We start from the raw sequence: 11,537 nt of genomic DNA, 5'->3' as shown, positions 1-11,537 counted from the left end.
GTTGTCAGTTGTTCTAGAGTGTGCGCGACTGGGTGTCGCGACGAATGAGGTGATAGATGCGGCTGTGCCAGCCCGAGGCGATAAAGACGAAGCGCCAGACCGAGGCGTAGTCATCTATGCGAAGTCGCGAGATCAAGGGCATGCTGACATTGAGCCGTGAGGCTGGCATGGTGCGATGGTCGAACAGCAGAACAGAGGAGGCCTGGAAATCGGCCGCCGCCTGCAAGGCATCTGGATTGCCATTGCCGTTGGGCAAGGCAAAGGCTACCTGTGCAAGGCCAAGTCGTTTCTGTACCGTAGCGATGCTGCTGCTGACCTCGCGCTGCACCTGCTCTGGCGAGCACATGTCCAAACAAGGGTGGCTGGCGCTGTGTGCGCCGATCTCCATGCCCTGCTTCATCGCTGCACTCAATTCGCTCCATTCGGGATTCCTGGCTGGGCGAGCCGCAGAGAAATGTTCTGAAACAAAGGCTTTCCGATCAGTGTCGGGTAGCGTCTTCAGTCTGGCTATAAGTGCCTGGTTGCTGGAAAACCGTTCCCCGTGAATTTCGAGGTTTGAGTTATGTTGCCATGCACGGCTGCTGGTCACCCACCAAGGTTCGGTTTCAGACGTAACCCAGTCTGTGACCACGAACAAGGCTGACGGCATGCCATGAGACGCGAGAACCGGTGCTGCCCGGTCAAGAACGGACGGATCACCATCGTCAAAGGTAATGAGTACCCGGGGCTTGGTCGATAGACTGTAACGCTTGTCCTTCTGCGTTAGCAGTTGTCCCAATCCCAATACCTCCGCGGATATATTCAGAACGGCCAGATGCTGGCTGAAACGTTGGGCATTGCTGATGGTGTGGTAGCAGAGGACGCGAAACGAGGTCCCAAACAGCCAGTCGTGCAGAGTGCCCAGTATCCTTAACGCCTGTGCGGCCAGAAAGACTTTGGTCATAGCGTGTCAAGGAAGGCCAGAGGGCTGATCTGGTTCAGCACCACCAGCGTCTGTTCATATGTCTGGCCTGGGCGGCCGATCACATGGCCGCTTGGCCGTGAGTAGCGAGGCAGCATGGGCCGATCTTGCGCAGGCGCCAAGACTATTCTGTAGCCTAGAGGCATGGGCGCCCGGGAAGTCGCAGCACCGTGGCGTGAGAACACGCCACACAGCTGCCCCCTATGCACAAAAAAATATTCTGGGTGAACGGAAAATCTGTAGTCTGGCTGATTGAAGCGATGCTGGATGTATGCAATCAGTCCTGAGTCGCTCGCGCCATAAAGGCTGGACAAGGCTTCCAGCTTCAGGCGTCTGGATGGTCGCCAGCCGAATCCACGCACGGTCATGGTTTCCATCAAAACTGGCCAACCCAGTTTTTTCCAGGGATTAAGGGCTGCACTATTCGGAAACCCGATGACAAGATCTTCCCTTGATAGTTCATTCAGAATTCTTTGGTTGACCTCGGCGAATAGACCCTTTCCTCTTGCTGCGGGGGATGTGACAATATCGCCTGGTTGCCAAACTGCTTGTTTCGTCCTTAGGTTTCCGGGCATCCTGAAGAAGCTGCTGACCGCCATCAGGTCACCGGATTCGTTCAGGGCTGCGAAGACAACTGATTCCCCAAGAGGAGAGCCAAAGTGTTTTTTTTTCAATTCAGATGCCGGGTGAGCGTAGCCTAGTTCACTTTGGAGTAGCTTGTGCCACTGGGAGATCTGGAGGTTATCCTGGGCTCGAAGCTGCCTGAAATTCAGTGGAGAATCGATCAGGATTTTGAGTGGCGTCATGGTGTCTTTCTTGATTTTCGGGCGCATGAAAACGTCAGACATGGTTCGCATCGCGACGAGTCGCAAAGAAAGCAGCAACGAGTCGAAATGCAAGCAGTGGATTCTTGTCCCACCAACTGTTCATCAGGCCGATTTTCAAGGTCTGGTTCCGGTTGCAATGCGACCTGTTTCTCAGGTAGAAAACACAGGCTTCAGCACGGCGTGCCGCCATTTCCTCTCTCCTCTTGGGGCGTCCGACCGTATAGCAAAGTGTAGGGAAGCCGGCGTGAAGCGTCCTAGCACCTGCAAGGGCGGCTCGCTCGATCAGATCACTATTTTCGCTGTACCTCAATCGATCTTCGTAGCCGCCAAGGTTCAAGAAGAATGCGCGACGCATCATCCATGATCCTGCCAGGACGGTGGGTTGCTCATTGCTGCTGAGGGTGATGGCAGAACTCGCCTTGGTGTTCTGGTCTACTGTTTTATGGCCAAAATGCACCAGATCAAGGTCGTTGAGGCCAGTGTTCGCGTGGGCCCGTATCCAGTCAATCAGGCAGGGTTCCAGACTGTCGTCATCGTCGAGAAATATCAGCCATTCGGCATGGCTGTTACGAACCCCATGGTTTCTGGCGGCAGAGGGGCCGCTGTTCACCGGTAGTCGAAAGAGCTTAAGTCCTGCCTGGCTGTTTCGACTCTGATACGGCACCAGACTATCATCATCGATGATGATGACCTCTCCCATTTCTGCATCCAGCAGGGACTGTGCCGTGGCGAATGCACGCTCCTCACGATTGCACGAAGCGATGATGACGGCCAGGCTCAAGGTTTACCTCGCGGACATTGCATGGCTGACTTCCTCGGATCTGCCCATGAGCTCAGAGTAGCTCTCCTGTCGCGTGATACGCCCGTTTTCAATGTGAACGATGCGATCGCATTGCGCCAATGTGGTCAGGCGGTGCGCAACCATCAGAACGGTGACACCGGGGCCGATCTCTTGCAGCGCTCTGATGACGCGTTGTTCGGTGGCATTATCCAGGGCACTCGTGGCTTCGTCCAACACCAGGATGTCGGCTTGGCGGTAGAGCGCGCGTGCTATGCCAATGCGCTGCCTCTGTCCGCCGGACAGCAGCACGCCGCGCTCGCCAATGACCGTATCCAGGCCTTCGGGCAGGCCCGCCATGGTCTCGGTCAGTTGCGCCATCGCGATGCAGCGCTGGATGCGGGCCTCGTCGATTTCATGGGGTGCAATGCCAAAAGCGATATTTTCTCGCACGCTGGCGTCAAGCAGATAGATGCTCTGCGGTACATGAGCGACATGTTTTCGCCACTGCGCTATGTTTTTCTCCGTCAGGGACACACCGTCAACACGCATTTCACCTCCACTGGGTGTCAAAAGGCCCATGATGAGGTCGATCAATGTAGATTTTCCACCGCCGGACGGGCCGACGAAACCTATTCTGGCACCGCGCGGAATCTGCAGCTTGATGTGATTGAGCACTTTCTTCTTGTGCCCAGGGTAAGCGTAGGTGACATCGGACAGTTCAATTCCGGATTCGAAAGACAGCCCTTTTTTGATGGCCGATTCGCTGCGACCAGGCAACGACAACACTCTCAGCACGTCTGCGCGTGCAGGGCCTGCGGTCTTCAGCGTACCCCAGGCATAATAAATCTGCTGTGCCAGCGGCAGCAGTTTCTGGCTGCCGAAGGCAATGAGGCCCAAGGTGGTCAGTGCGCCTTCCTTTTGCGTGGCTGCAATTGTGGTGGCAACCGCCACGATGGTGGTCATGCCGATGAATTCCAGCAGGTAGCGCGGCAACTGGCTGACCCATTCATTCTGTCGCATGGCTGCACGGAGAGCCATTTCCTCCCGTTCGAAGCGTTTCTGGTGCACCGCATAAGAGTCGTCTAGAATCACATCGCGGATGCCCCCCAAGCTTTCCTGCAGTACGCGTACCCTTTCACTTGCGGCACGATTGATGGCTTGTCCGTTTTGCAGCAGGCGACGCCGGGTCACATGGACGACCAATGCATAAAATGCAGAGACGCCTAGCAGCAAGACCAGCATGATCTCAGGATGCGTCAGGAACAGCAGGGTCAGAATCCCGCAGCCCAGGACTACCGCTGTCAGCAGGTTCAGCATCGGGCCGATGTTGCGGCCGACGAAGCTGTTGACACGCTCCAGATTGGCGATGTGATCGCTGCTGTTGTGTTGCGTGTGCCAGTCGTATGACTGCGAAAACGTCTTGCCGAAAGCCGCGCGGGACAGGGCGAAGCCCGCTGCATGGGTGAAGCGGATGTTGGCCGAGAGCAGGATGATCCGCATCATGGCTGCAAGGCCCAATCCCAGCAGAAAACTCCCGCCCACCCATAGGCGCTGCTCAAGCAAGGGCTGAGCGGACAGCCAAGCACCGATCATGGGAAGGCGCGCCGCACCCTGCGGATCGACCAGCACGGCCAGGAAGGGAACAATGGCCCCTAGGGAAATCACTTCGGCTACCGTGCCCAACAGCATCAGCAAGGCTAGAGCCAGCAGCAGGCGACGTAGGCGAGGAGGCAGGACAGACAGGATCTTTCTGGCTTCGGAAATCACGCATTAATCCTTTGGTTGGGTGTCAGGGCAAGCAAGTCCAGTGCACGCTGGCGTGCCACGGCAATGCCATGACGGCTGTTGTCGAAGGCCAGCGCGGGTGGTTGCTCATGCAAAACCTGCAGCACCGTTGCCAGCAGTTCGGACTCGTTTTCGGCGCGAACCAAGTGATGAGGCGGAACCTGATCCTTGATGTCCCCGACGTCGAATGCCACGACCGGAACGCCCAGCGCTTGAGCTTCCAGGATTACCAGAGGGTAGGCGTCTTGCCTGGAAGGAAAAACCATCATTTTTGCCCGATTCAGTAGCGGATGGGGGTTGGCCATCTCGCCTACAAAGTGAACCTTTTTGAAAAATTGCTGTTTGCGGAAGGGCTCAATCAAGTCGTTTTGCGTGATCTTTCCCACCCAAACGAAGTGCAGATCGGGCCAGTTCGAGGTTGCGTAAAGCGCCTCGCACAAGCGCAACCAGATATCGACACCCTTGCGATGATCTGCCGTCGCACAGTTGACGATGTATCGCCTTGGCAGGTTCTCATGGCTGGGTTCGATTGCGGCTTCGCGTACCCTATCGGCATCTATCCCCGAAGGAATGAATAGGCTATGTACCTTGGGATAGCGCTCATTTAACAAGTCTGCGCTGCGCTGCGCGCAGTGTGCCCACCGTATGGCCTTGGCTTGTTCCTGTGTCAGGGCGTAGCGGGCCAGAGCATGGAGCAACCAGTCGTCGACTTCGTGCAAATGCACTGCGACTGGCAGTTTCATGTCGATGGCCGGTACAGCGTAAGCAATGGACAAGGCCGTGTTCAGGTAGACGGTTCCGGGACGATAACGTCGTATGGCCCAGCGCGCCATCAGATTTTCCCAACTGAGTGCCCAGCGTTTGCCAGCCCTGAATCGTCGCAACAGCACTCTCAGATGGCTACCAGGTTCTGTCACCACCGTCGCGCCAGTGGATTCGAAATCGGTATGCAAGGGTCCATCCCAGCGCAGGACCACCAATACACGCAAGCCGGCATCCACAAAGCCCTTGGCGAGTTCGACCGCCACCCGTGGCGCACCGGTTCGACTGGCCTCGTGGCTGACCAGCATCACGTCCCAGTCTGTCATCTGGACACCCCTCTCACCGCGCGGGCAATTCCGGCCCACATCATTTTTTCATCGCATTGTTGGCGCACGAATTTTCTGGCTGCCCGCCCTAATCGCTGGCGCAATGCTTCATCAGCATCGAGTCGCCGTACCGCGTCGGCCATTGCCTTGGCGTCGCCTGGCGGTGTGGTCATTACGGCGTCCGACGGCAGATAGTCAGCCAGGGCAGGGGTGGCCGTAATCACGCAGGGTTTACCCAGCGCCATGGCTTGCAGCAGCACCGTCTGGCCGCTGGGATAAGCCAGTTCGTGCACGGCCAGTACCAGACCGCGACAAGAGACCAAACGCTGCCAGTATTCGGATTCCGGCATGGCCGGCAAAGGGGTGATGTTGGACGGCAGCGCTTGCGGCAGCACGCCAGGCCTCGCGATGACATGACAGGGCAGGCCTGTCAGGGCCATGGCATCGACCAGGGTATGCCAGTCGCGGCCCAGATCGCGGCCCACGCTGAGCCAGGCACCGCTATCCGATTCATTGGGAAGCAGTTGGTCGGCTTTGTCGGTGTCAATGCCGAAGTGCACGACCGCGATCTGATCGTCGCACAGGCCCAGATATTCCTGCAAAATCGTCCGTTGGTTGCGGGAAAACACCACGACCCGGGTGACTTGACGATATAAGCGACGCAAGCGGTCGCGACGTGCTGGCGTGGTCGTCTTCAGATCCTGGGCCAACCAGCAGGCGACGATGACCAGGGGCTTGCGACGAAGTGGCGGCAGCCAAGTCCTGAGTGCTGCCAAGGCGTGGCCTTCGCTTTCGAACAATGCCAGCGTGGCATCAGCGCGCCAGATCAGCCACAAACTGGCCAGCGTATGCAAGGTGGGTCCGTGCAGGTGTGGCAGGCGACCGTTACTGACACGACGACAGTGTTGCCACCATTTCAAAAGTTGGTAGGCCCAGCGTGGCGATTCGGTCCAGATGACGCCCTGAACGACAGCATGCTGGGCGCCATAGGGCATGGCAGCGGGACTGTCGGATGGTTCGGTCTTGAGCCAGTGCAGGCGCAGAGCGTGAAGTGTCATTTTCCTGATCGACCAGCAGCCTGCCTGTAGATCGATTGAAAACCTTCTTGAAATGCCGGCAGGTCGAAGCGTGCGCGTGCCCGCTCCTGCCCGCATTGGCCCCAGGTTTTGGCCTTGACGGGATCGTTCAGTAGTTCCAGCACCGCAGCGGCCAAGGACTCCGCATTACCTGCCGGGCATAGTCGTCCTGTTCCTCCATCGACCACGATATCGACGGTACCCCCCACCGCAGTGCTGACCACCGGCTTGCCCGCTGCCATGGCTTCCACCAGCGTCAGGCCGAAGCCTTCGTAGTCAGAAGTCGAGAGGAATACGTCAGCAGCATGGTAGGCATCTACCAACTCCTTGCCGTGGAGTGGGCCAAGCCAATGCACATTACCAGTTATGTCTAGCTGTCGCGCATGATTTTCAAGTTCCGTAAGCTCAGGTCCAGATCCTGCGATCACGAATATCGTATCGGGGGAATCATTGATGACAAGTTTTGCTGTATCAAGAAATATGCGGAAATTTTTTATTGGAACTAGCCGGGCAGCACAAAATACCAGGGTGGATTTTATTGGAAGGTTGATTTTTTCACGCCACGCATGGGGTGCGATTAGATAATTATTAAAGTCAGAAAAATTTATCGCCAGAGGCATCAATTTCATTCGATTGGGCGGATTTGGGAGGAATGAATATGTGCGTTCCTTAACCTCGCTTGAATGTACCACCGTCAGGACGGATGAAGTCCTTGCCATTTTCTGCTCGATCCAGTCTATTGCACGAGAAGCCTGCTTGCTGCCTGGGGCGTAGTGCATTTCCAGGACATAGGGTATGCCCAACCCGATTCCGGCGATGAATGCGTACCAAGCTTGTCCACTATGAATATGCATCACATCCGGACGTACGCGAAGCATAAGACGGCGCAAATGGAAGATCACAAGCAAGCGGTTCCATGATTTTAATGGACCATCAATTCGCAAGCTGTGCAGTTGATGCTGGCCTAAGGAAGGAAGTCCTTCATCCGGGCTGTGACTCCGTATGGTGCAAACATGACTTTCAAACTCTTCTGTGTCGAGTCCTCGCAAGAGTTGACGGACGACCGTTTGAATGCCGCCTTGCTGGCTCAATCGACCGACGAAATCGAGAGCCCGAATTTTCACGACTGCCTCTTGTCTGCACGAAGTGAGCGAAGTCCCGGGTCTTCCACGACATCGGAACTTGATTGAATGGAACTCCAGAACATGTCGAAGTCTTCATCGCTCATGGCGTTCCACTGCTGCCAGTGTGTACCCAAGCCTTTCGAATTACCCAGGGCATCTATGGCCAGAGCTCCTTCTTTCACCTTTTTTCGAAGTTGATCCTTGGTCCGGTAGGGGTAATGTGCGACTGCCAATCCGTCACCATTGCTGCCAGGACGTTGTACCCAGTGATTTCCCATCAGAACAATCGCTTTTGGGTAAGCGCGGAAAGCCGTTTTGGGCATTGGGTTGGGTTGGAGTCGACGAAGATGAAAAGCTTTCGGGGAGAATTTTGCTAGTGGATTGCTGGGCGGAAGAAAGTCATAGTGGGGGGCCGGTATCTTGTCCGCCGTGCTGGATTCCAGTAGTTCTGCGATCGTGGCTCCATGGGTAGGCCACCAGATTTCATCGGCATCGAAAGGGATGATCCAGCTTGCGCCACATTCTGTCGCAAAGCGTGAAGCAAGGGTCATGACAGCCCGTTGCTCATAAGCCGCATGGTCGTATTGGGCAATCTGAACGAAGTCACCGAAGGGGGCGAGAGACTCGACAGTGTCATCGGTGGAAAGATGGTTGACTACCAGTACGCGCGAAATGCCTTGTTGACGAAAATGCTCGACGATTGCAGGCAAGGTAGTGGATTCATTCCGAACCATGGTGACGGCCCAAGTGCCATCCGCATGGTTTTTTTGGGGGAAATACAGGCTTTCTGAGACTCTTTTTAGCTCTTTATCAATGAGCCAGTTGAATCTAATCTTTGATATGAATCTTTTAAGCATGAGACTGCAAAATCTTGCTGTTACGCAATTTTAAATATCTTGTTGATGATTCTTACCGGGGGGGATAGTAGTAGATTTTTATGGGTGGCATAATCATCTATGAATAATTTGAAATGCTTTTCAAGGAAGTCTTTTCTTTCCTGTGATCGTAGATTGACTTGGGTTGATCCTATTCCATCAAGCGGGAAATTAGATACAGTCAGTGGGATCTTTTTGTATGATTTCTGATGTTTGCAAATTGCCAGGCAAAAAAATCCCCAGTCTGAGACTATCTTGTAAGAGGTGTCGTAGAGGCCTACTTCTTCAAATAGGATGCTCTTTATAAGGGTGGCCTGATGCGGTAATGATCTGTGGGTGAAATATTTGAAAGTTAATTTTTCCGGATAGCTGCCAATGGTTTCTGATCCATTGGAAGGGTCGTGGAAAGAAAGGTTTCCGTAGATGATGTCGGTGTCATCATTCGTGTAAGAGACTAGAAGCGCTAGAGTGTCCTCTGACACAAGCCAGTCGCCACTATTGATGAATAGCAAGTATTCGCCTGTTGCCATTCTTATTCCTTTGTTCATTGCGTCGTATATTCCAGAGTCTTTTTCTATTATTTTCTTTGTTATTTTGTGTTTGTGGTCTTCTATTACATCAAGGCTGCCATCGGTGGATAGTCCATCTACTACGATGTATTCAAAATAATCATAGGTTTGTTTAGTGATGCTTTGTATGGTTTTTTCCAGTCCATTTTTGTTGTTGAGATTTATTGTTATTACGGATATTTTATGTGAGATTGAATTTGGCATGATGAATTATTTGTTGCGGTAGCTGTGGTTTTTAGGTTATCTAATGCCTCGGTGTAAATATTTAATTGAGATTGACGGATTCTTCTTGTTTTATCTTTTGTGGGTGGCTTGAGTGATGCGGATTATTTTTGATAAATTTATTTATGAGCCATTTGCGCACCGGGATGTCGTAGATTTTTTCCGATGCCAATGCAATGGGTATCAGTATAATTAAGAAAATGATGCCGCTAGTTGGAGCTATCTGGATCCCTTGTTCTTTTAGGTATGAAGAGAAAATCAACCCTAGGGGAAGGTGGAGTACATAAATCGGGTAGCTTGCTGAACCTAGAGTAGTGAGAATTTTTTCTGCCTTGCTGCTTTTGCCCTGGGATGCAACAATAAGTAGCATGGGAAATATTGCGATTACGGATATTATGTCAATTATCGGATCAAGTCGTCCGAAAGATGGGGATGCCAATATTCCAATGGCTAATATCGTTGCAATCCATGGAAATTTAATTCTTTGAAACCTCATTGCAAATGAATCAATATTTCTGAAGATAAATACCCCGAGGAAGACTCCAAATCCTGCTCTTGAAAATCCAGCGGCGATGGAGCCAGTGCCCCATGTATGACCAACATCCAGATCTCCGCGAAGCAAGGATGCTCCAGAAACTAAAATCCCAAAAATTGCAATCAACGCTACCAGAATGTTTCTTGATAAAATCGGTCGTATTGCTGCGTAAACTAAATTGATGATGAGTTCGAAGAAAAGTGACCAGTATGGTCCGTTCATTGGGAATAGCGATGGCGAACCAGGAATTTTCGACGGTAGCATTGCAGTTGCGAGGGCAATGCTTAATATCAGGTTGGATGTTGTTCCGCTTGAATTCTGAGTGTCTGTGATGTTTGCTAGATACAATATCGAACAGATCAGAAGCGAGAGTAGATAAATTGGATATAACCTAATCAATCTTATGATAATGAATGATTTTGTTGAAATGGATTTGGAGCTTAACTTTTCCTCGTATGCGTTTGCAATAACAAATCCACTCAATATAAAAAACAGATCAACGGCGAGATAGCTTCTAAAGAATGAGAATTCCCATAGGTCAGTGGTATGTCTTGTCACGACAAAAATTGCAGCCAAGCCTCGAATTCCATCCAGGAATGTGTATCTACTTGCTGTCATGTCTAAGTGATTTGTTGCTGACTTTTTGCCGGATTTTTGGATCAGGTTATTTTCTTGAGATGTACCAATTCATGGCCGCCAGAATTCCACGGTTGATATCGAATCTGGGCACATAGCCCAGCAGGCGCTCGGCTTTGCCGATGTCCGCCTGGCTGTGCCGCACGTCGCCCGCGCGAAAGTCTCGATGCAGGGCGTTCTTGCCGTAGGCAATGCCATTGGCGGCCAGTGCCTGCTTCAGTGCGTCGAACAACTGGTTCAGGCTGGTACGGTCGCCGACAGCGACGTTGTAGACTTGGTTGCGCGCCGCCGGGTCGGTGCTGGTGGCGGCCAGCAAGTTGGCCTGCACGGCGTTGTCGACGAAGCAGAAGTCGCGGCTGGTCTGGCCGTCGCCGTTGATGTGGACGTCTTCGCCGGCGATCATGGCCGCCGTCCACTTGGGGATGACCGCCGCGTAGGCGCCGTTGGGGTCCTGGCGCTTGCCAAAGACGTTGAAGTAGCGCAGCCCGATGCAGTTGAAGCCGTAGCTGCGCGCGAACACGTCGGCATAGAGTTCGTTGACGTATTTGGTGACGGCGTAGGGTGACAGCGGCTTGCCGATGTTTTGCTCCACCTTGGGCAGGGCGGGGTGGTCGCCGTAGGTGGAACTGCTGGCCGCGTAGGTGAAGCTTTGTACCTGGGCGTCACGCGCTGCCACCAGCATGTTCAAGAAGCCCGTGATGTTGGCCGAGTTGGTGGTGATGGGGTCGGCCAGGCTGCGCGGCACGCTGCCGAGCGCGGCCTGGTGCAGCACATGGTCCACGCCTTCACAGGCCTGGTGGCAGTCGTCCAGCGCGCGGATGTCGCCTTGGATGAAGCGAAAACGCATCCACTGCTCGGGCGTGACCAGGGTCTGGACTTCGTCCAGGTTGCGCTGATGCCCGGTGGCGAAATTGTCCAGTCCGACCACGCGCTGGTCGAGCTTGAGCACGGCCTCCAGCAGGTTGCTGCCGATGAAGCCGGCCACGCCGGTGACAAGCCAGGTCTTGGGGGTCAGGCGCAGTTCGGCCTGGACTTGTTCAAAGCGGTTCATGGGGGTT

11 protein-coding genes are annotated in these 11,537 nt (G+C 53.7%); all 11 read right to left on the bottom strand.

The features are described from left to right. Nucleotides 1–13 precede the first annotated feature (13 nt). The 11 genes from PHR85_RS05390 to PHR85_RS05340 all read right to left on the bottom strand — a co-directional run bounded on the left by PHR85_RS05390 (nt 14) and on the right by PHR85_RS05340 (nt 11,530). Entirely contained in the window at nt 14–943 is a 930-nt protein-coding gene (locus PHR85_RS05390) for a polysaccharide deacetylase family protein (RefSeq protein WP_300051452.1), read from the bottom strand. Further along, complete coding sequence (locus tag PHR85_RS05385) at nt 940–1,809, bottom strand: hypothetical protein (RefSeq protein WP_300051450.1); 870 nt, start codon at nt 1,807–1,809, stop codon at nt 940–942. Before PHR85_RS05385 ends, PHR85_RS05390 begins: the two co-directional genes overlap by 4 nt. Next, the gene (locus PHR85_RS05380; protein ID WP_300051447.1) at nt 1,802–2,569 is read right to left on the bottom strand and encodes a glycosyltransferase family 2 protein; all 768 of its coding nucleotides are present in this window, start codon (nt 2,567–2,569) and stop codon (nt 1,802–1,804) included. Before PHR85_RS05380 ends, PHR85_RS05385 begins: the two co-directional genes overlap by 8 nt. 3 nt (nt 2,570–2,572) lie before the next feature. Beyond that, the gene (locus PHR85_RS05375; RefSeq protein WP_300051444.1) at nt 2,573–4,336 is read right to left on the bottom strand and encodes an ABC transporter ATP-binding protein; all 1,764 of its coding nucleotides are present in this window, start codon (nt 4,334–4,336) and stop codon (nt 2,573–2,575) included. After that, complete coding sequence (locus tag PHR85_RS05370; RefSeq protein WP_300051442.1) at nt 4,333–5,442, bottom strand: glycosyltransferase; 1,110 nt, start codon at nt 5,440–5,442, stop codon at nt 4,333–4,335. Before PHR85_RS05370 ends, PHR85_RS05375 begins: the two co-directional genes overlap by 4 nt. Further along, entirely contained in the window at nt 5,439–6,500 is a 1,062-nt protein-coding gene (locus PHR85_RS05365; protein WP_300051440.1) for a glycosyltransferase family 4 protein, read from the bottom strand. The genes PHR85_RS05370 and PHR85_RS05365 overlap by 4 nt, the downstream gene beginning before the upstream one ends. Further along, entirely contained in the window at nt 6,497–7,642 is a 1,146-nt protein-coding gene (locus tag PHR85_RS05360) for a glycosyltransferase family 4 protein (RefSeq protein WP_300051437.1), read from the bottom strand. The genes PHR85_RS05365 and PHR85_RS05360 overlap by 4 nt, the downstream gene beginning before the upstream one ends. Next, on the bottom strand, nt 7,639–8,499 hold the full coding sequence (locus PHR85_RS05355; protein ID WP_300051434.1) for a glycosyltransferase family 2 protein: 861 nt from the start codon (nt 8,497–8,499) through the stop codon (nt 7,639–7,641). The genes PHR85_RS05360 and PHR85_RS05355 overlap by 4 nt, the downstream gene beginning before the upstream one ends. A 20-nt stretch (nt 8,500–8,519) precedes the next feature. Then, the gene (locus PHR85_RS05350) at nt 8,520–9,290 is read right to left on the bottom strand and encodes a glycosyltransferase family 2 protein (protein WP_300051431.1); all 771 of its coding nucleotides are present in this window, start codon (nt 9,288–9,290) and stop codon (nt 8,520–8,522) included. Nucleotides 9,291–9,351: 61 nt separating this feature from the next. Further along, nucleotides 9,352–10,461: an acyltransferase gene (locus tag PHR85_RS05345; protein WP_300051428.1), complete on the bottom strand. Its 1,110-nt coding sequence runs from the start codon at nt 10,459–10,461 to the stop codon at nt 9,352–9,354. Nucleotides 10,462–10,507: 46 nt separating this feature from the next. Then, nucleotides 10,508–11,530 carry an NAD-dependent epimerase/dehydratase family protein gene (locus PHR85_RS05340; protein WP_300051425.1) on the bottom strand — a complete coding sequence of 341 codons (1,023 nt, stop codon included), beginning with the start codon at nt 11,528–11,530 and terminating at the stop codon, nt 10,508–10,510. Nucleotides 11,531–11,537: the final 7 nt, after the last annotated feature.

Source organism: Malikia sp. (genome assembly GCF_028687635.1).
Taxonomy (GTDB): Bacteria; Pseudomonadota; Gammaproteobacteria; order Burkholderiales; family Burkholderiaceae_C; genus Malikia.
Note: the sequence above shows the minus strand (reverse complement) of the source record. Positions and strands in the feature narration are given on the sequence as shown.

Excerpts from the sequence above, each read along its gene's own strand:
- PHR85_RS05370 (WP_300051442.1), bottom strand. The coding sequence starts at position 5,442 with ATGACAGACTGGGACGTGATGCTGGTCAGCCACGAGGCCAGTCGAACC.
- PHR85_RS05350 (WP_300051431.1), bottom strand. The coding sequence starts at position 9,290 with ATGCCAAATTCAATCTCACATAAAATATCCGTAATAACAATAAATCTC.
- PHR85_RS05340 (WP_300051425.1), bottom strand. The coding sequence starts at position 11,530 with ATGAACCGCTTTGAACAAGTCCAGGCCGAACTGCGCCTGACCCCCAAG.
- PHR85_RS05390 (WP_300051452.1), bottom strand. The coding sequence starts at position 943 with ATGACCAAAGTCTTTCTGGCCGCACAGGCGTTAAGGATACTGGGCACT.
- PHR85_RS05355 (WP_300051434.1), bottom strand. The coding sequence starts at position 8,499 with ATGCTTAAAAGATTCATATCAAAGATTAGATTCAACTGGCTCATTGAT.
- PHR85_RS05345 (WP_300051428.1), bottom strand. The coding sequence starts at position 10,461 with ATGACAGCAAGTAGATACACATTCCTGGATGGAATTCGAGGCTTGGCT.
- PHR85_RS05385 (WP_300051450.1), bottom strand. The coding sequence starts at position 1,809 with ATGTCTGACGTTTTCATGCGCCCGAAAATCAAGAAAGACACCATGACG.
- PHR85_RS05365 (WP_300051440.1), bottom strand. The coding sequence starts at position 6,500 with ATGACACTTCACGCTCTGCGCCTGCACTGGCTCAAGACCGAACCATCC.